Genomic DNA, 24595 nt, shown 5'->3' on the forward strand with positions numbered 1-24595 from the left:
ATGGATTATGTTATTGTAGGAGGAGATGCAGCCGGCATGAGTGCTGCTATGCAAATAGTCCGAAACACAGAAAATGCTAATATAACAACGCTTGAAATGGGTAAAATTTATTCTTATGCTCAATGCGGCCTGCCTTATGTTATCAGCGGGGCTGTGGAGAGCACAGAAAACTTAATAGCAAGAGATATTAAGACTTTCCGTGAAAAATACGGCATTGATGCTCGAGTGTTTCACCAGGTCACAGCTGTAGATACAGAGAAGAAGATAGTAAAAGGAAAAAACCTTGAAATAAACCAGCCTTTTGAACTGCCTTATGATAAACTTCTTATTGCCACAGGCGGATCTCCTATCATACCAGACTGGAAAGGTCGAGATTTAAGAGGAATTCATGCGCTTAAAACCATTCCGGATTTGGAAAATATTATCGATGACCTTAAAGGAGTAAAAGACGTAACCATTATCGGCGGCGGATACATCGGACTTGAACTTGCCGAGAACTTAGTGGAAACAGGACGTCATGTGAGAATCATCGAAAGAAATCATCGTATTGCCAAAATGTTTGATGAAGATATGGGAGATATTGTCATGGATGAGGCAAAAAAACATGGCGTAGAACTGGCGTTAGAAGAATCTGTGGAAGCTTTTGAAGGGACAGAGGCTGTTCAAAAAGTTGTTACCGATCAAAACGAATATGAAACGGATCTGGTCATTGTGTCTACAGGTATTAAACCGAACACTGATTTCGTGAAAGATACCGGTATTATTTTAAAAAATAATGGAGCTATACAGGTAAACCGCTATATGGAAACAAATATAGAAGACATTTATGCAGCAGGAGATTGTGCAACTCAATTTCACCGTTTGAAAGAAAAAGATGATTATATTCCACTTGGCACTCATGCAAATAAACAAGGCCGTGCGGCCGGACTGAATATGGCTGGAAAACCAAAGGCGTTTCAAGGAATTGTGGGAACTGCCATTCTGCGTTTTTTCGACTTAACGCTGGCAAAAACCGGTTTGTCTGAGACAGAAGCAAAGCAGATGAAGTTTCCTTATGACACCATTCTTCATACCGGCACAAACATTGCCGGATATTTTGAAAACAAGAAAAAGCTTCATATAAAAATCATTTACCGAACCGATAATGACCTGGTGCTCGGCGGTCAGGTTATTGGGGAATCCGGAGCTGATAAACGGATTGACGTATTAGCAACGGCACTATTTCACCGGATGTCGCTGGGAGAATTTGAAGACCTCGATTTATCTTACGCTCCGCCATTTAATGGAGTCTGGGATCCGATTCAGCAAACGATACGACGAGCTAAATAAAAAACGGATCAAAAGCAGAAAGGGCAGGTAAGTCCCTGCGCTTTTCTCTCTTTTGATCCACATCATGGCAGCTTTTATCTCGGCATAATACCATTCACTCATTCATTACTTGCACATTTACTTCATACCGTGGAATCTCTTGTTTATATTCCTTCCGAAGTTCTGTAAGCTTTTGCTCTTTCTCTTTTTTCCCCCATGAATTATCAGCATTTACATATAAATAAGCATGCCTGCCGCCAAAAGTGACATACATTGGGGAAAATCCGTGCCGCTTTGCAATGCGTTCTACCATATCTTTGTCACTGCCCTGCGTTTGTTTATTTGTTGTCATGGAAATATTACCCGGCCCCTGGTTGTAATCAGAGGGACTGCTTTGATTAATGGCTTGATCATCAGCGTCTGGGGAAAGATCGTTTTGACAAGCAGATGTGCATAAAAGTGTGCCAACTACAGCAATGATTGCCGACCTTTTCATTCTAACAACCCCTTTACAGAAACCATTTTTACAGTTCCTGCATCTTTAGGGTTTCCAGATTTGAAGGTCTCATTCTTCAACCTATATTTACTCCGCTTCTTTCCATTCCCATTCTTCCATGACGACTGCTTCTCTGGCAGCTAAACCGTCTCCCATTTCTGGCGGATAAGTCTGCTCCCATTTTACAGTTGTTCCGTTATTTTCTATTCCAATGACAGTTAGATACGAGTACTCGGCCCCTTCAAAGGTAGCGGCATAATCTCCAAAGGTCAGATTTTTTCCCTCTTCTTTTTGAACGAGCTCGTAACCTTGCGCTTCATATTCTTCTTCCCATTCAGCTGCTTTTTCTTCCATGGTCTCATTTGCTCGGGCCGAGGATTCTTGAATCGTCCAAACAGGAGTATCAGTCTGCTCCTGCTCTGGCGTAAACGCAGCATATATTGCTATTTCATTTTCCTCTGTAACTTCTGCCTGAAAATGCTCAGGAATATAAGTGGAAAACGAAAAACCTGTCTCCTCTAGAAGTTTGAATGTGTCTGTTTCCTCCATTCCTTCAATCAAGTAAGAAATTTCTTTTTCAGAATCCCTTTTTTCGGAAGGTTCCGTATTCGGTTCTTCGAACACATTATTATTGTTTTCCTCGTCATCAATATTATGACGCTCTTCATATTCCCGGTTATCATAAGGCGCCAGATGCGCACCTTTATCTTCACCATCAGGAGAAACATCCGACTGGCTGACGACTAATAACCCTGCAAGGGAAGCAGCTGCTATAGCTCCAACGGTAGTGCCTAACCAAGAGAATCGGATTCTACGCTTTGGCTTAGAATATTTCACATGCGCCCAAATGCGATCTGGTGTTGTTTGGTCCGGCATGCGGTCATACTCTTCTTTTAATTGCCTCATTTGCTCATCAAAAGAATTATTCATGAATCACACCTGCTTTCTCATACCATTCTTTCAGCTGTTTTCTAGCCCTCATCACCCTTGTTTTGATCGCAGTTTCCGAATCACCGGTAACTTGACTGACCTCCCGATACGTTTTATCATGGAAATAATGCAAAATCAAAGGAATACGATACTTTTCAGGTAACGATTTAATGGCTTCGTGTAATTTCGAGTTGTCTTCACTGCTGTCTGTTTCTCCATATATTTTCCGCTTACTTTTTTCTTTCACAGCCTGGATATTTCGTTTTTGCCTTTTCTCTTTTCGTATTAAGTCTCTTGCCGTATTTAAGGTAATGGAATAGAGCCAAGTCGTAAATGTTCCCCCTGAAAAAGAAGAAATGGATCGATAAACTTTTAAAAATACTTCTTGTGTCACATCTTCTACACTCGAGGGATGGACTCCGATTTGGAAAGCGAACTTTTGAACCGTTCGATAATACCTTTCAATTAACACTTGAAAGGCTGCATCCTCTCCAGATCGGGCCCGCTCTATCAATTCATGATCGCTCATCACGGTCCCTCCGTTTATTTTTAATGGTGTAACGTTCGATTAATCAAGAAAGTTACAAAAACGTACATAAGATGTGCTGATTTTTTGTGATGCGTCACGTGGTAAAAAAAACGCTTCTAACTGATTTATACAGCAGAAGCGTCAAAATGTATAAGAACTTATGTTATTTTGTTTTTAATTGCAAGATTAACGGATTTTTCCGGCTTACCCGGCACTTCATGGCAGTGACGGCAGCGCGGCTCATAGGATTCGTCTGCACCGACTAATATTATTTCATCATTATAATGAGCAGGCTTACCATCAATAAGCCGCTGTGTTCTAGAAGCAGGCGATCCGCAGCAAGGACAGACGGCTTGAAATTTTGTTACATCTTCAGCCACGGCCATCAGTTCTCTTACCTGCTTAAACGGTTCTCCACGAAAATCCTGATCCAGCCCTGCCAGGACAACACGGATGCCATTATTCGCTAGCTGCTGAGCGACAGGTACAATATCTTCATCAAAAAACTGAGTTTCATCCACTGCTACCATTTGCACGTCTTCTTCTAATTCTTCGAGGATTTCTGCAGAGCCTGTTACTGCTTTAGCCCACACTTTCGTGCCATTGTGAGATACCACTTCTTCATCGCTGAAACGATTATCTAATACTGGTTTAAATACAACCACATTTAATTGGCCATAAGCAGCGCGGCGGACACGCCTGATCAATTCTTCAGATTTACCGGAGAACATGCTGCCGCATATGACCTCCATCCAACCTTCTTTTCTGATCACATACATGAAACTCACACCTTATCAAACATTCATTAAGAGAGATCTTCCGTTTTTCTGTCTTTATTTTCCCCGAATTGGTCGTCTTAAGCAATAAGAAAAAGTATGTACTTTTTTATTCATGAACAAAAGCGCAAGCGCCCTGATCAGCCTCGACAGGTAAATGTTCTCCAGTCACTAAAAGGCGCTCTTACTTCCACAGGATGTGGTGACTTTTGCGTTGCGAACACGATGTTCGCGATTCTAGCAAAAGTTCCAAACCGTCTTGGGCCTCCGAGAGGCTGGGCGCTGAAGCTAGACGCGGATCAAACAATATGGAGATAGTTATCCACAACTTATAAAAACATAATTTCCTAAACAATAAAAAAAACAGGCAAGTGGCGTTCCCTTGCCTGTTTCAACCTGCAAGACTTTACTTGAGATTGTATTTCTTTTTGAAACGGTCGATACGTCCGCCTGCATCGGCAAGCTTTTGCTTCCCAGTGTAAAACGGATGAGAATCGGAGCTGATTTCTACTTTAATAAGAGGATATGTGTTTCCGTCTTCCCATTCAATCGTTTCTTCTGAACCTTTTGTAGAACCGCTCAAAAATTTAAAACCTGTGCTTGTATCCATAAACACTACTTTTTTGTAATCTGGATGGATTTCTTGTTTCATCGTTTTCACTCCTTCCGACCTGATGTCTTATGATGATGACATACCTGTGAACTTTACATCATCACAATATGTCAGAGTCTATTTCACACATAACGAGATTATATCAAGGGGCAGACATTTTTTCAACACACTTCATACAAAATCCTCATCTCCCCTGAAAACTTTTACCTTCGGCCTGCCGCTGTTCCTTTTGATTTATCTTTTTCCATTTCCTCAAAAAATTCATCATTTGTTTTTGTCTGTTTCAATCGGCGAATAAAGTGGTCCACAAATTCAGGGGAGTCGTTCATCGTTTTACGAATAGCCCATAGGTTTTCTAAATGGTCTTTAGAAACAAGCAATTCTTCTTTTCTGGTACTAGAACGGCGAATATCGATGGATGGGAAGATTCTGCGCTCTGCTAAGCGGCGGTCCAGATGCAGTTCCATATTCCCCGTGCCTTTAAATTCTTCATAAATCACGTCATCCATTCGAGAACCCGTATCAACGAGAGCTGTTGCCAAAATCGTTAAGCTTCCGCCTTCTTCAATATTACGCGCCGCACCGAAAAAACGTTTTGGCCGGTGGAATGCTGCAGGGTCAATACCACCCGATAAGGTCCGGCCGCTCGGAGGGATGACGAGGTTGTACGCTCTGGCTAAACGAGTGATGCTGTCCATCAGTATAACTACATCTTTTTTATGTTCTACAAGCCTCATCGCTCGTTCGAGGACAAGTTCTGCTACCTTAATATGGTTTTCAGGCAACTCGTCAAAGGTAGAACTTACAATATCTCCGTCTACAGAGCGCTCAATATCCGTTACTTCTTCTGGACGTTCATCTACTAAAAGTACAATCAACTCGGTTTCCGGGTGATTTTCTGTGATGCTGTTTGCTACTTCTTTTAAAAGCGAAGTTTTCCCTGCTTTTGGCGGAGCTACAATAAGACCGCGCTGTCCAAAACCTACCGGTGTGATCAAATCAATCAAGCGGGAGCTGATTCGTCCCGGCTTATTTTCTAAAGTCATGCGTCTTTCTGGATAGAGAGGGGTCAGCGCCGGAAAATGAGGCCTTTCCTTTGACGTATCCGGGTCTTCTCCATTCACCGCTTCTACCATCAATAAACCGTGATATCGTTCTGTATCTTTTGGAGGCCGAACTTTTCCTGAAATTTTGTCGCCATTTCTTAAACTGAACCGGCGGATTTGGGAAGCTGAAATATAAATATCCTCTGAACTTGGCAAATAATTGATAGGGCGTAAAAATCCGTAGCCTTCGGTCTGAATAATTTCAAGAACGCCCTCCATAAACATTAATCCGTCTTTTTCTGCTTGTCCTTTTAAAATAGCAAATATTAATTCTCGCTTCGTCAGCTTGCTGTAGTAGGAGACTTTATATTCTTTTGCTAAACTGTACAGCTCCTTCAGCGTTTTATTTTCTAATTCTGCTATGTTTACACTCAAAAATCGTCACCACTTTTCTTCTTATTCATTCTTTTATTTATCTATCAATACACCATATTATTTCATCATGAGAGTTCGTATTATGGATGGGATGGGTCAAACCCTTTTTAGGGAAACGTTCCGTTCAAAGGAGTGGAATTGGTGCAGGTCGAATGTCCGCTGAACATTAGTCAGCTCATTCATCCATTAAGTTTTTCATAGGGGGAAAAACGTATGAGCTATTCATCTTTCCTTTATTCCCGCTTCTTAATCATTTTAAACACGTTTTTTTCTTCTGGCAATAGAAAAGATGGCTAAAAGCTGAATAAAAACAGAAAAAAGCTGCTTTAATAAATCGATAGCAGCTTTTTCTATGTTTTTTATGGTTTTATAACAAAATCTGGTTTCTTTTTCACGTTATGTTTACCATCGACAAAGCGGACGGTTCCGGATTTAGCACGCATGACCAGGGATTGTGTAGTGGCATGGGCTCCTTTATAGTGGACACCTTTCAGCAATTCACCATCGGTTACGCCTGTTGCCGCAAATATTGCATCGTCGCCTCCGACGAGATCTTCCATGTGCAAAACACGGTTTATATCTTCAATACCCATTTTCTTACAGCGAGCAAGTTCAGCATCGTCTCTTGGAAGCAGCTTCGCTTGCTGTTCCCCGCCAAGGCATTTCAAAGCAACGGCGGATAAAACACCTTCTGGGGCTCCACCGGAACCGACTAAAATATCAATCCCGGTTTCTTCAAACGCTGTATTCATGGCTGCTGCGACATCACCATCTTGAATAAGTTTTATTCTTGCTCCTGCATCACGTATATCTTGAATCAATTTGCTATGGCGGTCTCTGTTTAATATAGTAACAACGACATCTTCTACATCTTTGCCTTTTGCCTCCGCCACAGCTTTAAGGTTATCTTCAATCGGAGCATTAATATCTACTTTTCCAACTGCCTGTCGTCCGACTGCAATTTTTTCCATGTACATATCAGGAGCATGCAGCAAGTTGCCGTGGTCAGCAACTGCAATTACTGCAAGAGCATTCCACATCCCATTTGCCACGATATTTGTCCCTTCAAGAGGGTCTACTGCCACATCGACCCTGGGACCGTATCCATTGCCGAGTTTTTCATCTATGTAGAGCATCGGGGCTTCATCTTTTTCCCCTTCGCCGATGACCACCGTACCTTTCATCGGGATCGTATCAAATACATCCCTCATTGCACTGGTAGCCGCATCGTCTGCTTCTTCTTTTTTTCCTCTTCCCATCCAGCGTGCTGATGATAATGCAGCTGCTTCCGTAACACGAACAAGTTCCATCGATAAACTTCTTTCCATACCTGTTCCCCTCCTGCTTTATCTTTACCTTAAGAGCTTTTTACTTGTTCTGCTTCTTCTGTGCTGAGCCTTTCTCTCCACACATTTGCTCCTAAAGTTAATAATTTTTCTTCTAAGTCTTCATATCCCCGGTCCACGTGTTCCATTCCAGTGATTTCTGTTACACCCTCTGCCAATAAACCGGCAATAACCAATGCTGCCCCTGCCCTCAAATCACTTGCTTTTACTCTTGCACCTTGCAAGCGTTTTTTTCCGTTTATTAAGGCAGAACGACCTTCTACTTTGATATCTGCTCCCATCCGGCGCAGTTCATCCACATGCTTAAAACGAGCGTTATAAATAGTATCTGTCACTATGCTCGTCCCTTGAGCTTTTGTTAAAAGCACGGTTACAGGCTGCTGCAAATCAGTCGCAAATCCTGGATATACTAGTGTTTTAATATCAATACTCTTTAAATCCGGAGAGGATTGTATCAAGATCTGATCATCCCCTGTCTCGATGCGGACGCCCATTTCCCTAAGCTTGGCTATAAGGGACTCAAGGTGGTCCGGAATAACGTTGTCTATAAGAACTTCTTCTCCCATAGCTGCAGCGGCTATGATATATGTTCCTGCTTCAATCCGGTCGGGGATAATAGAATGAGCACATCCGTTTAATTCATCAACTCCGTCAATCCGAATCACGTTTGTGCCTACTCCTTTAATTTTTGCTCCCATGCTCGTTAACAGAGTAGCTACATCAATGATTTCGGGTTCTTTTGCCGCGTTTTCTATAATGGTACGACCTTCGGCTTTCACTGCAGCAAGCATAATATTAATCGTTGCCCCTACACTTACTACGTCTAAATATATGCGGGCTCCCTGCAGTTTGTCTGCACGCAAATAAATGGCTCCATGCTCATTGGTTACTTTGGCTCCGAGCGCTTCAAAACCTTTGATGTGCTGATCAATAGGCCGAGGCCCAAGGTTGCAGCCTCCTGGAAGGCCGATAGCTGCCCGTTTAAATTTACCAAGCATCGCCCCCATCATATAGTATGACGCTCTTAATTTTTTCACCCTCCCGTTTGGCAAAGGCATAGGAATGACTTTTTTAGGATTAATCGTCATACTGCTGCCTTCATAGGATACAGATGCTCCTATATCCTCCAGCAGGGATGCTAATGTTTCCACATCAGAAATCTTTGGCAGGTTATCAATGGAAACAACGGAATCAGCCAGTATTGCTGCAGGAATTAGTGCTACTGCACTGTTTTTGGCTCCGCTGATATGTATCTTTCCGTTTAAAGGATGTCCTCCTTCAACCATCAACTTTTCCATGAGCGTTTCACTTCCTCATTCATAGTCTCGTTGTGATGATGCTCATCTTTATTTTGTCGGAAGATAAGAAAATATTTTAACGTCTTTCTTTTTATTTTTTTCTTATCTTTTTTTCATTATGGACAACCTCTTGGACGGTTAGACGCACAAGAAGACATCCATATTGAAAAAATTTTCATTTCTGACAAAAAGGGTGAAAGCCCGACATCCTGCTCTGCCGGACTCTTTTTCCTTCATTAGCGGGAACGGTTTTCCCAATCACTGAGAAACTTTTCGATTCCTTGGTCTGTTAAAGGATGCTGTACCAGCTGGGAGATAATTTTCATTGGAAGAGTAGCAATATGCGCACCTCGAGCTGCTGCTTCTGAGACATGAAGAGGGTGGCGTACAGAAGCTGCAATGATTTCTGTATCAATGCCGTGCTCGTTAAAAATTTCTGAAATCTCGCTGATCAAGTCGAGACCATTGTGACCAATATCATCTAACCGGCCTAAAAACGGAGATACGTATGTTGCTCCTGCTCTTGCGGCTAAGAGGGCTTGAACAGAAGAAAATACAAGGGTAACATTGGTTTGGATATTTTCCTCCGAAAAAACCTTAACCGCTTTCAAACCTTCTGTAGTCATAGGGACTTTCACGGTGATATTAGGGGCAACAGCTGCTAAATCCCGCCCTTCCGTAACCATACCTTCCGCTTCTGTAGAAATAACTTCAGCGCTCACGGAACCTTTCACCAGATTTGTAATTTCACGAAGGCGTTCCTTAAAATCGACCCCTTCTTTAGCAACTAAGCTTGGGTTTGTCGTAACCCCAGATAATATGCCGAGTTCGTGAGCTTCTTTTATTTGGTCTAAGCTTGCCGTATCAATGAAAAATTTCATGATATCCCTCCCATTCTTTCAAAATCTTCCATGGTTAAAAGGGAAGAGTTAACAGGCATGAAACAGGAAGAAGCTGTTTGCATGCATATTAACTCTTCTCTACTTCACATTTCCTTATTTAGAAAATGACTTATGCACGATTAGAGGAACCAAATTCGCGCATTTTGCTTTTCACTGTTTCTTTTACAGCATCGCGAGCAGGACCCATATATTTTCTTGGATCATACAGCTCTGGTTTTTCTTCTAACGTTTTGCGTACAGCAGCTGCTGAAGAGATTTGACTTTCGGTATTTACATTAATTTTTGCATGGCCGAAACTGATCGCTTTTTGTACGTCTTCAGCCGGTATACCGGTACCTCCGTGGAGCACAAGAGGAATACCAACGAGGCCGTCAATTTCTTTCATGCGGTCAAACCCAAGGTTCGGTTCACCTTTGTAAGGTCCGTGTACGGAACCTAGAGCAGGCGCAAAGCAATCTACTCCAGTTTTGGAAACTAATTCTTTACACTCAGAAGGAATGGCGTAAGCTGCTTCTGCATCTTCTACAATGACATCATCTTCTTGCCCGCCGATTCGGCCAAGTTCAGCTTCTACGGATACTCCGACAGCATGGGCAACATCTACAACACGTTTAGTGAGTGCAATATTTTCTTCGAGCGGATAATGTGAACCATCGATCATAACGGAAGTAAATCCAGCATGAATAGCTTCTACACACTTTTCAAAACTGGAACCGTGGTCCAGGTGGATTGCTACTGGAACTGTTACGTTATAAGCTTCCATTAAGGATTCTACCATGGCTACTACTGGTTTAAAACCGCCCATGTAGCGAGCTGCACCTTCAGACACACCGCAAATAAGCGGTGATTTTTCTTCTTCCGCTGCTTGCAGGATAGCTTGGGTGAATTCCAAGTTGTTCAAGTTATACTGGCCGACTGCATAATGTTCCGCCTTTGCTTTATCAAGCATTTCTTTCATGGATACTAAAGGCATAAGAAAGTCCTCCTTAATTTTTGGTGCTAATGGAGCCAGCATGTCAAGTTTTGCCCGGTTTGTAAAGAATAAGCTGCGAATCTCTTCGTCAGCTGCGCTCGGGCAGGCGGGCACGACTAGTGTACGCTCCCTCCTTCTCTCCCTTACTTCCTCGACCTTCTTGCTTCTTCTTTCCAATCTTCTGGTCGATTTGCTTCACATACTCTTTTGTACGCATATTTGTTAAGCCGCCAGCTAAGGGTTTATAGGCAGCATGTTTTTCAGCTTTTGCAGCTTTTTCTTTACAACTTTTAACCATTCGCAGCGGTGAGGAAAGCGCTACTATGTAACAGGGCTCAAGAATGAGTTCTCCATTAGTTTCTGCACTCATTATAGCACATCATAATGGAATTTCATCCTCCCCTGTTTTAAAAGTTCATTTCCATCGTGTCCTTTTATTATTTTCTTTTGTTGATGAAACTGATAAATGAGATTTTATTTCTTGCCTTACTTGATCAATATCAAAGGGCTTAGATAAGTAAGAGGAAGCACCAAGTTCTTTGGCATCATTAATTAAATTTAACTCCCCATAAGCTGTCATTAAAATAATCTCCGCGTCCGGTGCGAGCTGCCTTTTTTTTCTTTCTTTTAATATCTCAATTCCATCCATCCCCGGTATTTTCATATCTAATAGCAGCAGGTCCGGATTTTCTTTTTCCATGAATTCTAAAGCCTGGACTCCATTAGATGCTTGATACACCTCATATCCATCTTTCACTAGTACCTCCCTTAATAACACCCTTATTCCATACTGATCATCTACAATGAGAATCTTATGCATGGTTGTCCCCCCTCATTTTCTCTTTCCACCCGTTGTCGGACAATCCGCACAATCTTTCACCTTGCATATATTCCATATATTACATGTCATTTCCTGCTATTAGAAACACTTTCCTGTTGTAAATATTTGAAAAGCTATAGCTATATCAATTTTTCCTTCGGTTTTATTTGTCGTATAATAGGGAAAAAACTGCAGGAAAAGAAAGGCATGGGATAGAAAAATGAAAATCTTTGCTACCCAGCTATACGGAGTATTTCAAAAAATAATAGAACGAGAAGAAGAGGCCTTAGAAGACGGATCCAGGTTAGCTGCCCAGGGGCCAGCAGGAACAGGAAGACTGTTGCTCTATGCTACCAGTTCTATGAAGGGGAACGCTTTTAATTTATCTAATCATCCAGATGCTCCGGCGAAAACTCTACAAGTTCAGGAATTAAAAGATATTACACCCGAACCAACAGATAGAGCAATTATTTTAGCAGAGAAAAAGGAAGCAGAAGATTTACAAATAATCACCAGGCATTTGCAGTCAGCTGAGGTTCCGATGGTGGTTATCGCTCCGTTTTCAGAAGAAGATGGCGGAATAACCCTTGATCCAACAGATGTATGGGTTCAAACCCATGTGAAAGGAGGGCTTGTACCTGACGAAAAAGGGAAGCGCATAGGTTCCCCATCATCACTATCCACTCTTTTTACCGGCCAGCTTCTTTTTTTACACATAAAAGAACTACTAGATGAATTAGATTAAAAATATGTCGACATCTTTTCACTGAAAGAGGGAGTTGTCTCGAAGTAATAAACAGCCCTCGCCAAGCAAGGTGCTTGAAGCCCCAGACAAGAGACAGAAAAGCGAAACGGTAAACAAGAAAGAATGATGAAGTCCCTATCACCTTCATTTCCGTATATAGCCTGAGTATTCAGCCAACTTTCTGTATAAGCACAAATGGCACCGCCTGCAGAAAAGAGAACACGAACAAAAGCGCAAGCAAAAGCACAAGCGCCCTGATCAGCCTCGACAGGTAAATGTTCTCCAATCATTAAAGGCGCTCTTACTTCCACAGGATGTGCTGACTTTTGTGTTGCGAACACGATGTTCGCGATTCTAGCAAAAGTTCCTTAAACGTCTTGGGCCTCCGAGAGGCTAGGCGCTGAAGCTAGACGCGGATCAAACAATATGGAGATAGTTATCCACAACTTGTAAAAACATAATTTCCTAAACAACAAGCAAAACAGCCGGTCGTGAAAATAAATCACGACCGGCTGTTTACCATGCAAGTTTTTTTGGACAGCTCGCTCTTAGACATTTATCTATTCGCTGTTGTAGATGCTTGGATAAATTCACGGAACAATGGCTGTGGTCTTGTTGGACGAGACACAAATTCAGGATGAAACTGAGAAGCTACAAAGTATGGATGATCCTCAAGCTCAATAATTTCCACCAGACGTCCATCGGGACTAGTCCCGCTAAAAATAAATCCAGCTTTCTCCATTGCCTCCCGGTATGAATTGTTAAATTCATAGCGGTGGCGGTGCCGTTCATAAACTACTTCTTCATCATACGCAGCTCTTGCTATAGTGCCTTCTTGTAATTTACACGGATATAATCCTAAACGGAGCGTTCCGCCTAAATCCTCTACATCTTTTTGTTCTGGAAGAAGGTCAATAACAGGGTGCTCTGTTTCTGGTTTCAGCTCTGCAGAATCTGCACCGTTTAAACCAACAACGTTACGTGCGTATTCCACCGAAGCCAGCTGCATCCCCAAACAAATGCCAAGAAACGGCACTTTGTTTTCACGAGCATACTTAATGGCTGAAATTTTTCCATCAATACCCCGGTCACCAAAACCTCCCGGTACGAGAATGCCGTCTGCATCTTTTAATTTTTCTGCAACATTTTCCTCTGTAACCTGTTCTGAATTAATCCATTGAATCTCTACATCAGAATCAAAGGCGTAACCCGCATGTTTTAAGGATTCAGCTACAGAAAGATAAGCATCTGGAAGGGAGACATATTTACCTACAAGAGCAATCGTTGTTTTGCTTGATAAATTTTGTACTTTTTCAACAAGCATTTTCCACTCTTCCATGTCTGCTTCTTTTCCATTTAAATTTAAATAATTGCACACATACTGGTCGAGCTTTTGAGCTTGCAAATCCAGCGGAACCTGATAGAGGGTATCCGCATCCCGCGCTTCAATCACAGCTTCTTTATTAATATCACAGAACAGAGCGATTTTATCTTTCATCTCTTGAGGCACAGGACTTTCTGTACGCACAATAATTGCGTTTGGCTGAATACCAAGGCTGCGGAGTTCTTTGACACTATGCTGAGTTGGCTTAGATTTCATTTCGCCTGCAGCAGAAAGATAAGGAATGAGTGTACAATGCAAATACATGACATTTTCTACACCAACGTCGCTTTTAATTTGCCGGATCGCTTCAAGAAAAGGAAGACTTTCAATGTCCCCGACTGTACCGCCGATTTCTGTTATAACTACGTCTGCCCCAGTTTCACTTCCAGCACGATACACCCGCTCTTTAATTTCATTTGTAACGTGGGGAATTACTTGAACTGTTCCGCCTAAATAATCGCCGCGGCGTTCTTTTCGAATAACAGAAGAATAAACTTTACCAGTCGTCACATTACTGTTTTTGCTGAGATTAATATCAATAAAGCGTTCATAATGGCCAAGATCAAGATCTGTTTCTGCACCATCATCGGTAACAAAAACTTCACCATGCTGATATGGACTCATTGTTCCAGGGTCTACGTTAATATAAGGATCAAATTTTTGAATCGTGACACTTAATCCACGGTTTTTCAACAGGCGGCCAAGAGACGCAGCAGTGATCCCTTTACCCAACGAAGAAACAACGCCTCCAGTTACAAAAATATACTTACTAGCCATGTATTCATCTACTCCTTTAGTTCTGTGGTGAATAAGAAAAGCGGAAGCACCCTGAACAGCCTTGACAGGTAAATGTTCTCCAGACAATAAAGGCGCATTTACTCCCACAGGATGTGGTGGCTTCTGCGTTGCGAACACGAGGTTCGCGCATTTAGCAGAAGGCTCCGTCTTATGTCTGGGGGTTATTTAACTTCGAAAGGCTGGGTGCTGAAGCTAGACAACGAAAACGCCAAAACTTTATACTTCCTAAAATAATAAGAAAAACGCAAGCGCCCTGATTAAATGACGTTCGGATCACAAGAACACTTCTACTAAGAACGCACACATCGACACATAGGATGCGCTAATGTCATCAATGCCACAGGACGTGGCGTTTTTGGCGACGGACGCAGTGCTAATTAGCTAACTTAGCAAAAGATCCTTGCTCTTTGGGCCCTAGCCTTATACTTCACAAAAAAAACAAAAGTGACACCTCACCCTTTGGAGGGGGCGCACTTTTGCTTGTCTGAATATATTATATGAAAAATTTATATTTGGTAATTGTTAAAGCCCAAAAATGATTTTACCGAGACCCTAAATAAAAGTCAAGCACGAAAACATTTTAATATTTGTCGTCTTCTTCCGTCGTTTCTTCGTCTGAGCCGAACCCTTCAAATTCATCGTCTCTTTCATAATCATCGGCGTCTTCTTCTTGAGACAGTTCATCTAACTCATCTTCAATGTCTTCTAAATCTTCATCTTCGAAATCATCTTCAAATTCATCAAAATCATCTGCTTTTGATTTCTTAGGCGCTTTTACCGTGCTGCTTAAATCTTCATCAGATTGATCAAGAGTGTACCATTCTCTTAACCCCCAATGGTTCTCGCCTAAGTGAACAAAGCGTCCATCTAGGTTCATGGCTGTAAAAAGTTTAATACGGCGGTTTTTTTTCTCCTCAGGCGAAAGATTTTTTAAGTCTGCAATCCTATTGATCAGCTTTTGATAATCATAAGGATTTTTTTCGTCCCCTAATAAAATATGAGCCAGTTCCACCGCGGACATTTCTTCGATTTGTTCTTCATTGTAATCGGAGATGCTCACGGATTCCACTTCCTTTCCGCAAAAGTATTGCAATCATGGCTTCAAGGTTATCATTAAGCCCTTAAGTTAAGAGCTAAACCGTCAAAATCATACTTTTCATTATAAACATATTTAGGGTATTTATGCCAGAGTTTTTAAATCAAAAAAAGAAAGGCCAGAGCAGCAAGGCTTTGGCCAGTCTATATTTTGCACAATACCGGGCTTCAAGCGGAAGAATGTTCCACTCTATTTTACAAACGTTCTGTGCTCATAGAGTTCTGCTTATTACATATTTCTTCGGTATTGGCCTCCCACTTCATACAGCGCATGAGTGATTTGACCGAGGCTTGCTACGCGTACAGCATTCATTAGTTCTTCAAAAATATTTCCGCCGCTGACAGCTGTTTGTTGAAGGTTAGCTAAAGCCGTCTTGGCTTCTTCCTTGTTTCTTTCTTGAAAACGATGAAGGTTTTTAATCTGACTCTCTTTCTCTTCTTTACCTGCACGGGCCAGCTCCATATCAAATTCTTCCTCTTCTTCTTCCGGATTTAAATAAGTGTTCACTCCGATGATCGGCAGTTCTCCAGTATGCTTTTTCATTTCATAGTACATCGATTCCTCTTGAATTTTACCGCGCTGATACTGAGTTTCCATTGAACCAAGAACGCCCCCGCGATCATTAAGACGTTCCAACTCCTGTAACACAGCTTCTTCGACAAGATCTGTCAGCTCTTCAACAATGAATGAACCTTGCATGGAGTTTTCATTTTTGGCTAAACCAAGTTCTTTTGTAATAATCATTTGAATCGCCATAGCCCGCCGTACGGAATGCTCCGTTGGTGTAGTGACAGCTTCATCATATGCATTGGTATGAAGCGAATTACAGTTATCATATATGGCAAGCAGCGCCTGAAGCGTTGTGCGTATATCGTTAAAATCTACTTCCTGAGCGTGCAGGGAACGTCCGGATGTTTGAATATGATACTTCAATTTCTGACTTCGTTCATTTCCGCCGTACTTATTTTTCATAACAGTAGACCAAATTCTTCTGGCGACGCGGCCAATTACGGCATACTCCGGGTCTAGACCGTTGCTGAAGAAAAAGGATAGATTAGGAGCAAAATCATCAATATTCATACCTCGGCTTATATAATATTCAACATACGTAAAAGCGTTTGCAAGAGTGAATGCTAACTGACTGATTGGATTTGCTCCCGCTTCTGCAATATGATATCCGGAAATAGAAACTGAATAATAATTCCGAACATTGTGATCGATAAAATACTGCTGAATATCACCCATCATACGCAGAGCAAATTCTGTAGAAAAAATGCACGTATTCTGACCCTGGTCTTCTTTTAAAATATCAGCCTGCACGGTTCCGCGAACGGTCGATAATGTTTCTGTTTTAATTTTTTCATACTCTTCATTCGATGGTTTTCTTTCATTTTTTATCTCAAAACGCTCGACTTGCTGATCAATAGCTGTATTCATAAACATGGCTAAAATAATTGGAGCAGGCCCATTAATAGTCATGGAGACAGAGGTGGTCGGAGAGATTAAATCAAAGCCGTCATACAGTTTCTTCATATCCTCCAGTGTACAAATACTGACGCCGCTTTCCCCTACTTTTCCGTAGATATCAGGGCGGTAATCTGGATCTTCTCCATACAAAGTCACCGAATCAAATGCAGTACTTAAGCGTTTTGCTTCATCATCCTTTGAAAGGTAGTGAAAGCGGCGATTCGTTCTTTCAGGGGTCCCTTCCCCAGCAAATTGACGTTTAGGATCTTCTCCTTTTCGCTTGAAAGGAAAAACTCCCGCTGTAAATGGAAATTGACCGGGAACATTTTCTTTTAAAGACCAGCGTACAATTTCTCCCCAATCTTGAAAGGAAGGTAAAATGACTTTAGGGATTTTCAATCCAGAAAGCGTTTCGGTCTGCAGTTCTGTCACAATCTCTTTATCTCGAACGACCGTAGTAAACGTATCTTTCTTATAAGATTCTTTTAGGTCTTCCCATTCATGTAACAGCTTTTTCACGTCAGCGTCAAGACTGCCCTCGAGACTATCATATAATTCTTGAAGTTCCCCGATATCCGTACCTTTTTCTTTTAGCAGTTCAATTGTTCCATTTAGCTGAAATAACTTACGCGCTGTGTTTTCCTGCTGTAAAGCATGGTCTTTATACTGCCGTACCGTCTGAACAATCTCTCGCAAATACGGAGATCGTTCTGGCGGAATAATTAAATCTTTTTTGCCCGTTTCTTTTGTTGTATCTATGGCAGTTTCCCAATTTGTTCCCGTTTTCTTATTGATGGTATTTATTAAAGCCGCAAATAAAATATTGGTTCCCGGATCATTAAACTGGCTTGCGATGGTTCCATAAACAGGCATTTTACTAAGATCTTCATCAAATAACATATGACTGCGCTGATATTGCTTGCGAACATCACGCAAAGCATCCTCTGAACCTTTACGGTCAAACTTATTGATAGAGATTAAATCCGCAAAATCGATCATATCTATCTTTTCTAATTGAGAAGGAGCACCAAACTCGCTTGTCATGACATACATAGACACATCAGCAAATTCAGTAATCTCAGCATCCCCTTGGCCGATACCGCTTGTTTCAATGATAATAAAATCAAATCCAGCTGCTTTTGTTACTTCAATCGCTTCTTGTAAGCTCTTTGTTGTTTCGGTTTTAGAACCTCTTGTTGCAAGGCTTCTCATGAAAACACGAGGATGGTGAATAGCATTCATGCGAATCCTGTCACCAAGCAAGGCACCGCCTGTTTTTTGTTTTGTCGGATCGATGGATAATATGGCAATGGTTTTATCTGTAAATTCGTGCAAAAATCGTCTAACAAGCTCATCGGTAAGAGAACTTTTTCCTGCTCCGCCTGTTCCGGTAATGCCTAAAATAGGCGGCGTGTTACCGATAGATTGTATTTCTTTTAAAGTGTTTTGCCATTCTTCATCTAAGTTACCCTTTTCCTGTTCCACCGCTGAAATAAAACGGGCGACCGCTCTGCTGGTCTTTTCTTTCACTTCTTCTATCGACGCCTTACCGCTTTTAAAAGTAGGGTAATCACATTCTTTCAGCATCTGGCTGATCATTCCGCGAAGCCCGTACGTTCTGCCGTCTTCTGGTGAAAATATATGAGCAATACCATAATTATGGAGTTCTTCTATTTCCGGAGGAGTAATAACTCCGCCTCCGCCTCCGTAAATTCTTATGTGCCCTGCATTTTTTTCGCGAAGCAAATCGTAACAATATTTAAAATATTCTATATGTCCCCCTTGATAAGAAGAAATAGCTATCCCTTGCACATCCTCTTGTATGGCGGCATTGACGATTTCTTCTACAGAACGGTTGTGGCCTAAATGGATGACTTCAGCCCCTCCTGCCTGGAGGAGGCGGCGCATAATATTTATCGAAGCATCATGTCCGTCGAATAAACTAGAAGCAGTGACAAAACGAACGGGGTTCACCGGTTTATATAAGTCTTCCGCAGCCATTCAAAAAACCTCCTTTTTGTCTTTTAGTCGGACTTCAACTTTTTCCGGTACGACTCCATATAACAGCTGGCGTGTTTGTATAGAAGTGTACTCTTCTAATGTAAACTCTTTTTGAAGCGCCCAGCGGCGAAAGGTCCACATATGACCTCCCACCATAATGTTGTGAGCGAGCATCCTGCACTCTTGATCTGTTAACTCTATATATCCTTCTTCATAACACGTCTGAACCGCACCCTCTATAATAGAAGTCATTGCATTTTCTTTTTCTAAAACATATGGCAGAGCTTCTTTTGGAAGAGATTTGGCCTCCTGGTACATAACAAGGACTTCATCCTGCATATCATCTATTACTTTAAATAAAGAGTGTATCACTTGCTTTAACCTGTCTATTCCGACCGAGTCGGTGGTCAAAAGAGATTCAAGCCGTGACCTTACTTCTTCATAAACAGAATCACAAACTAAATAAAGTACATCTTCTTTTGAGCCGATATATTCATATAGTGTGCCGATACTAAACCCGGATTCCTTTGCTATTTCTCTTGTTGTCGTACGGTGAAACCCTTTTTGTTTAAAAAGAGCTACCGCACCTTTGACCATTTGTTCTCTTCGGCGCTTTATGAGCTGTTGATCTTTTACCATGGACGGTACCTTCTTTTTTGGCAACGGCCCCGCCTCCTTTAACCTGACATTTTCTTTTTATTAATCTGCTAATATCATTTTTCCAATAATAAGGCGTTGAATTTCGTTTGTCCCCTCATAAATTTGTGTAATCTTTGCGTCACGCATAAAACGCTCCACTGGGTACTCTTTCGTATAGCCATACCCTCCAAAAACCTGTACCGCTTCCGTCGTTACTTCCATCGCTGTATCTCCAGCAAATAACTTAGACATAGCCGACTCTTTACCATAAGAAACTCCTTCGCTTTCTCTCCAGGCCGCCTGATATGTTAACAAACGTGAAGCTTCAATTTTAGTAGCCATATCTGCTAATTTAAAAGAAATACCCTGCATGCTTCCGATTGGCTTGCCAAACTGTTTTCGCTCTTTCGCATAATCTGCTGCGGCGTCCAAGGCACCCTGGGCAATCCCAACGGCCTGGGCAGCAATTCCGTTTCTGCCGCCATCCAATGTCATCATCGCAATTTTAAACCCTTCTCCTTCTTTTCCGAGCATGTTTTCTGCGGGCACTCTACAATTTTCCATAATGATTTCAGTGGTAGGAGAAGAGCGAATCCCTAGTTTCTTTTCCTTTTTCCCAACTGAAAACCCCGGGAAATCTTTTTCTATAATAAATGCACTGACGCCTTTATGTTTCTTTTCAGGAGAAGTTACGGCAAATACAACGTAAACGTCTGCCATACCTCCGTTCGTAATGAATATTTTTGAACCATTTATGACATAAGAGTCTCCGTCTTTTTCAGCCGTCGTTTTCATGGCCGCAGCATCGGACCCTGAACCTGGTTCCGTCAGCCCATATGCTCCCATCATTTCCCCCTGTGCAAGAGCTTTTAAATATTTCAGCTTTTGGGCTTCTGTCCCAAAGGTATAAATCGGCCAGCTGGCCAGGGAAAGATGTGCAGATAAGGTCACCCCGGTAGAAGCGCAGACTCTCGACAACTCTTCTACAGCGATGACATAGCTTAGATAATCAGCCCCAATACCACCATACTCTTCCGGCCACGGAATTCCAGTTAAGCCAAGCTCAGCCATTTGATCAAACAACTTCCTGTCAAACCGTTCTTCTTCATCCCGCTCTCCAGCAGTGGGAGCGACTTCATTATTTGCAAAATCGCGAACCATTTTTCGTATCATTTCTTGTTCATCTGTTAACAGAAAATTCATTGATTCTGCCCCTTCCTTTCTAAAAAGTAATCACTCATGGGTTTTAATCACTCAACAAGTCAAGTGTTTTCCAATCACTACACGTTGAATCTCACTTGTGCCTTCGTAAATTTCGCACACCTTCGCATCTCGGAAAAAACGCTCGGCTGGGTACTCCTTGGTATACCCGTAACCTCCAAAAACCTGAACAGCCTCCGTTGCTGTTTCCATGGCAGTGCGGGAAGCAAAGAGCTTTGCCATTGATGCCTGCTTAGCACAAGGAAGGTCATTGGAATGAAGACTAGCTGCCTGATAGGTTAATAGTTTAGCAGCTTCTACTTTTGTTACCATATCTGCAAGTTTAAAAGAGATCCCTTGATGGGCACCAATCGGTTTTCCAAATTGCTTCCTCTCTTTCGCATATTCTGCTGCAGATTGAAGGGAACCCTCGGCAATCCCAAGGGACTGTGCTGCAATGCCGATACGACCAGCCGAAAGGTTAGCCATAGCTATTTTAAAGCCATCTCCTTCTTTTCCAAGAAGGTTTTCTGCAGGCACTTCACAATTTTCTAAAATAATTTCTGTGGTATTAGATCCATGAAGCCCCATCTTTTTTTCCTTTTTTCCTATTTGGAAACCAGGAAATGTTTTTTCTACAATAAAGGCACTTATCCCTTTTGCTCCTTGTTTTGGATCAGTGTTTGCAAAAAGAATATAAGTGTCCGCTGCTCCACCGTTTGTAATAAACATTTTTGAACCGTTTAATATATAGCGGTCTTCTTTTTTTACAGCCGTGGTTTTAAGGGATCCTGCATCACTTCCTGCACCAGGCTCTGTCAGCGCAAAAGCACCCAGGTATTCTCCAGAAGCCAGCTTTCGTACATATGTATTCTTTTGTGTGTCACTTCCAAAATAAAGAATTGGATTGGTGCCAACAGAAGTGTGAACAGATAAAATAACTCCTAAAGCCGGACTGACTCTTGATAATTCATGAATAGCTATAATGTATGAAACAAAATCCATCCCAACCCCGCCCCAGTTTTCCGGTACAGGCACTCCCATTAAACCGAGGTCAGCCATTTCTTTTACAAGTTCTTTTGGGAAACGATCTTCCTCTTCCATTCTGTTCACTTCGGCCTGAACGCGGTTAGCTGCGAAATCACGGACCATTTTCTTCATCATTTCTTGTTCATCGGTAAAGGTGAGATTCATTCTCTTCTCCCCCCGCTATTTTTTAATCGTTATACCTGTAGAAACCGCGTCCAGTTTTTTTCCCAAGCCAGCCAGCTTTTACATACTTGCGGAGCAATGGGCAAGGCCGGTATTTATCATCACCGAAGCCTTCATGTAGGGTTTCCATAATATAGAGACATGTATCGAGTCCTATGAAATCTGCTAGGGTAAGCGGTCCCATAGGATGATTCATTCCCAGTTTCATTACCTCATCAATATCTTCTGGAGACGACACACCTTCATAGACGGTATAGACGGCCTCATTAATCATGGGCATTAGAATTCGGTTAGAAACAAAACCTGGGAAATCATTTACTTCAACCGGAGTCTTATGAAGCCTTTCTGCTACTGTTTTTACTTGATCAAACACTTCATCGGTTGTAGCGAGCCCCCGAATAATTTCCACCAATTTCATCACTGGTACAGGGTTCATAAAATGCATACCGATCACTTGAGAAGGGCGTGACGTTTCGGCTGCAATTTCTGTTACAGGAAGAGAAGAAGTGTTGGTAGCAAGAATCGCGTGAGGCGGTGCACACTCATCTAACTCTTTAAACACTTTCTTTTTCACATCTAAATTTTCTATAATCGCTTCTATTACAAGGTCTGCTTTTGACGCATTTTCTAATTCAGTAGAAGGAACAAGACGGCTTAGCACTTCTGTTGTTTCTTCAATGGTCATTCGTCCTTTATCTGTTTGTCTGGTTAAATTTTTCTTTATTCTTTCCAAGCCTTTTTCAACTTGATTTTCATCCATATCGTGAAGATAAACATAGTAACCTGCCTGCGCATGCACCTGGGCAATCCCTGACCCCATTTGGCCGGCTCCGACAACCATTATCGTTTGGATATCCATTATTCTACCGCCTCCTGAATTTTAGTGGTTTATAGTCTGCTCCTACGAACAGGGTGTGGTTCTATACCTCGATCATGACAGCATCGCCCTGTCCGCCGCCGCTGCAAATAGCAGCAATACCGATACCTCCACCTTGACGTTTTAATTCATGGGCGAGCGTTAGTATGATGCGTGCTCCACTTGCACCTATCGGATGTCCTAAAGCAACAGCTCCACCGTTCACATTGACTTTGTCAGCATCCAGACCTGCCAGCTGTTCACTTACAAGAGCAACTGCAGCAAACGCTTCGTTCACTTCAAATAAGTCTATTTCCTTTATTGATTTCCCAGTTTTCTTTAAAAGCTTTTCAATAACCAGTCCAGGAGTTTTAGGAAAGTACTGTGTTTCGACAGCAAGAGCTGTGTGACCAATAATTGTGGCGAGAGGATGTTTACCTTCTGCTTTTGCTCGGGCTTCACTCATCATAACTAAAGCACAGGCCCCATCATTTACTCCGGGGGCGTTTCCTGCAGTTATGGTGCCATCTTTTGTAAATACAGGTTTTAACTTTTGCAATGATTCTATATCCGCGTCTTTTCGAGGGCTTTCGTCAACAGAAACGAGCAGAGAATCTCCTTTTCTTTGTGGAACTTCTATCGAGGCTGTTTCTTCTGCAAAGCGGCCATTTTCTATAGCTTCGTTGGCACGCTGGTGACTTCGAAGTGCCCAATCATCCTGCATTTCCCGGGAAATACCCAGCTCCTGCGCTACTTTATTTCCGTATATACCCATATGAACTCCCTGAAAAGAACATGTTAATCCATCATGGACCATCAAGTCCTTCATAGAGGCATCTCCCATGCGTGCTCCCCAGCGTGCCTTTGGCAGAAAGTAAGGGGCATTGCTCATCGATTCCATTCCTCCGGCTACCAGAACCTCACCATCTTCCGCTCTGATTATTTGGTCAGACATCGTTACACTGCGCATTCCGGAGGCACATACTTTATTTATCGTTTCTGTTTCTACTTCCCAAGAAAGGCCGGCATGACGGGCAGCTTGACGAGAAGGAATCTGTCCCTGTCCTCCTTGCAGAACATTTCCCATAATCACTTCTTGCACATTGTTAGGATCGGTATTTGTTTTTTCTAATGCTCCCCGTATTGCTTCTCCTCCTAATTCGGATGCTGTTAAAGCACTTAGTGATCCGCCAAATTTACCAAATGGGGTGCGTGCTCCGCCAACTATTACCGAGTTCACCATCCTGCTTCCTCCTTTTGTGATCAGCTTTCCTTATGAATATTTATTTTTTTCGGAAAATAGAAGATCTATTGACCGAACGCTCGCTCATTTTTCTTTTAAAAAAATAGTTCTCAAAGAGAGAAAGGGGAATAAATCTCTTCCCCTTCAACTATTAATACTTGCGCCTCTGTTGTAAACGCTTTCCTCATCTATTAAACTACTGTAATTTGCCAAAAAAATCAAGGTCTTTCTTGTAAAAAAAGACAGCAATTATCTTCATGCTGCCTTTTTAAACTTTTTATTCAGCTTCTGCAAGTGGCTGTCTGTTACCCACTACCGATTTCTCTAAGATTTCAGCGATATCCATGGTTTGAACATCGTCTTCTGCCTCTTTTGCTTTCACGCCATCCGACATCATCGTTAAGCAATACGGACAGGCGCTTCCAATCATAGAAGGACTGGTTTGTATCGCTTGTTCGGTTCGGGCGACATTCACCCGCTGC

General features: G+C 42.1%; 24 protein-coding genes. 2 read left to right on the forward strand and 22 right to left on the reverse strand.

What is annotated here, in order from left to right; all coding sequences use genetic code 11:
- On the forward strand, positions 1–1329 hold the full coding sequence (locus tag ACE1TI_RS05690; RefSeq protein ID WP_375006608.1) for an FAD-dependent oxidoreductase: 1329 nt from the start codon (positions 1–3) through the stop codon (positions 1327–1329).
- Between the two features lie 94 nt (positions 1330–1423).
- Here ACE1TI_RS05690 and ACE1TI_RS05695 read toward each other — a convergent pair whose 3' ends face one another.
- The 12 genes from ACE1TI_RS05695 to ACE1TI_RS05750 all read right to left on the reverse strand — a co-directional run bounded on the left by ACE1TI_RS05695 (position 1424) and on the right by ACE1TI_RS05750 (position 11472).
- Positions 1424–1804, reverse strand: a complete 381-nt coding sequence (locus ACE1TI_RS05695; protein ID WP_375006609.1) for a hypothetical protein — start codon at positions 1802–1804, stop codon at positions 1424–1426.
- Between the two features lie 87 nt (positions 1805–1891).
- On the reverse strand, positions 1892–2734 hold the full coding sequence (locus ACE1TI_RS05700; RefSeq protein WP_375006610.1) for a hypothetical protein: 843 nt from the start codon (positions 2732–2734) through the stop codon (positions 1892–1894).
- Positions 2727–3263, reverse strand: coding sequence for an RNA polymerase sigma factor (locus ACE1TI_RS05705; protein ID WP_375006611.1), 537 nt, complete (start codon positions 3261–3263; stop codon positions 2727–2729). Before ACE1TI_RS05705 ends, ACE1TI_RS05700 begins: the two co-directional genes overlap by 8 nt.
- Positions 3264–3421: 158 nt before the next feature.
- The gene (locus ACE1TI_RS05710; protein WP_375006612.1) at positions 3422–4042 is read right to left on the reverse strand and encodes a thymidine kinase; all 621 of its coding nucleotides are present in this window, start codon (positions 4040–4042) and stop codon (positions 3422–3424) included.
- A gap of 403 nt (positions 4043–4445) precedes the next feature.
- Positions 4446–4691, reverse strand: coding sequence for a type B 50S ribosomal protein L31 (locus ACE1TI_RS05715; protein WP_375006613.1), 246 nt, complete (start codon positions 4689–4691; stop codon positions 4446–4448).
- Positions 4692–4855: 164 nt separating this feature from the next.
- The gene (rho, locus tag ACE1TI_RS05720; protein ID WP_375006614.1) at positions 4856–6133 is read right to left on the reverse strand and encodes a transcription termination factor Rho; all 1278 of its coding nucleotides are present in this window, start codon (positions 6131–6133) and stop codon (positions 4856–4858) included.
- 359 nt (positions 6134–6492) lie between these two features.
- On the reverse strand, positions 6493–7461 hold the full coding sequence (gene glpX / locus ACE1TI_RS05725) for a class II fructose-bisphosphatase (RefSeq protein ID WP_375006615.1): 969 nt from the start codon (positions 7459–7461) through the stop codon (positions 6493–6495).
- A 29-nt stretch (positions 7462–7490) separates the two neighbouring features.
- Entirely contained in the window at positions 7491–8777 is a 1287-nt protein-coding gene (locus ACE1TI_RS05730) for a UDP-N-acetylglucosamine 1-carboxyvinyltransferase (RefSeq protein ID WP_375006616.1), read from the reverse strand.
- A 236-nt stretch (positions 8778–9013) separates the two neighbouring features.
- Entirely contained in the window at positions 9014–9658 is a 645-nt protein-coding gene (gene fsa, locus ACE1TI_RS05735) for a fructose-6-phosphate aldolase (RefSeq protein ID WP_375006617.1), read from the reverse strand.
- A 130-nt stretch (positions 9659–9788) separates the two neighbouring features.
- Positions 9789–10652, reverse strand: coding sequence for a class II fructose-1,6-bisphosphate aldolase (gene fba, locus ACE1TI_RS05740; RefSeq protein ID WP_375006618.1), 864 nt, complete (start codon positions 10650–10652; stop codon positions 9789–9791).
- 88 nt (positions 10653–10740) lie between these two features.
- Positions 10741–11022, reverse strand: a complete 282-nt coding sequence (locus tag ACE1TI_RS05745; protein ID WP_375006619.1) for a hypothetical protein — start codon at positions 11020–11022, stop codon at positions 10741–10743.
- Between the two features lie 45 nt (positions 11023–11067).
- Positions 11068–11472 carry a response regulator gene (locus ACE1TI_RS05750; protein ID WP_375006620.1) on the reverse strand — a complete coding sequence of 135 codons (405 nt, stop codon included), beginning with the start codon at positions 11470–11472 and terminating at the stop codon, positions 11068–11070.
- Positions 11473–11692: 220 nt separating this feature from the next.
- Between ACE1TI_RS05750 and ACE1TI_RS05755 the strand changes: the two genes are divergently transcribed.
- Entirely contained in the window at positions 11693–12217 is a 525-nt protein-coding gene (locus ACE1TI_RS05755; RefSeq protein WP_375006621.1) for a DUF2529 family protein, read from the forward strand.
- Here ACE1TI_RS05755 and ACE1TI_RS05760 read toward each other — a convergent pair.
- The 10 genes from ACE1TI_RS05760 to ACE1TI_RS05805 all read right to left on the reverse strand — a co-directional run.
- Positions 12214–12507 (reverse strand): hypothetical protein, encoded by a 294-nt coding sequence (locus ACE1TI_RS05760; protein WP_375006622.1) that lies wholly within the window; start codon positions 12505–12507, stop codon positions 12214–12216. The genes ACE1TI_RS05755 and ACE1TI_RS05760 overlap by 4 nt on opposite strands.
- A gap of 266 nt (positions 12508–12773) precedes the next feature.
- Positions 12774–14378: a CTP synthase gene (locus tag ACE1TI_RS05765; protein WP_375006623.1), complete on the reverse strand. Its 1605-nt coding sequence runs from the start codon at positions 14376–14378 to the stop codon at positions 12774–12776.
- A 601-nt stretch (positions 14379–14979) separates the two neighbouring features.
- On the reverse strand, positions 14980–15459 hold the full coding sequence (gene rpoE / locus ACE1TI_RS05770) for a DNA-directed RNA polymerase subunit delta (RefSeq protein ID WP_375006624.1): 480 nt from the start codon (positions 15457–15459) through the stop codon (positions 14980–14982).
- A gap of 264 nt (positions 15460–15723) precedes the next feature.
- On the reverse strand, positions 15724–18963 hold the full coding sequence (gene icmF, locus ACE1TI_RS05775) for a fused isobutyryl-CoA mutase/GTPase IcmF (RefSeq protein WP_375006625.1): 3240 nt from the start codon (positions 18961–18963) through the stop codon (positions 15724–15726).
- A complete protein-coding gene (locus ACE1TI_RS05780; RefSeq protein WP_375006626.1) occupies positions 18964–19626 on the reverse strand; it encodes a TetR/AcrR family transcriptional regulator in 663 nt (220 codons plus the stop codon).
- Positions 19627–19662: 36 nt separating this feature from the next.
- The gene (locus ACE1TI_RS05785) at positions 19663–20805 is read right to left on the reverse strand and encodes an acyl-CoA dehydrogenase (RefSeq protein WP_375006627.1); all 1143 of its coding nucleotides are present in this window, start codon (positions 20803–20805) and stop codon (positions 19663–19665) included.
- A gap of 51 nt (positions 20806–20856) precedes the next feature.
- The gene (locus ACE1TI_RS05790; protein ID WP_375006628.1) at positions 20857–21996 is read right to left on the reverse strand and encodes an acyl-CoA dehydrogenase; all 1140 of its coding nucleotides are present in this window, start codon (positions 21994–21996) and stop codon (positions 20857–20859) included.
- A 22-nt stretch (positions 21997–22018) separates the two neighbouring features.
- Entirely contained in the window at positions 22019–22873 is an 855-nt protein-coding gene (locus ACE1TI_RS05795; RefSeq protein ID WP_375006629.1) for a 3-hydroxybutyryl-CoA dehydrogenase, read from the reverse strand.
- Positions 22874–22934: 61 nt separating this feature from the next.
- The gene (locus tag ACE1TI_RS05800) at positions 22935–24113 is read right to left on the reverse strand and encodes an acetyl-CoA C-acetyltransferase (protein WP_375006630.1); all 1179 of its coding nucleotides are present in this window, start codon (positions 24111–24113) and stop codon (positions 22935–22937) included.
- 277 nt (positions 24114–24390) lie between these two features.
- On the reverse strand, positions 24391–24595 hold a 205-nt coding region (locus ACE1TI_RS05805), incomplete at its 5' end, for a hypothetical protein (RefSeq protein WP_375006631.1).

Origin of the sequence: Alteribacillus sp. JSM 102045 (genome assembly GCF_041949975.1) — a bacterium.
Taxonomy (GTDB): domain Bacteria; phylum Bacillota; class Bacilli; order Bacillales; family Marinococcaceae; genus Alteribacillus.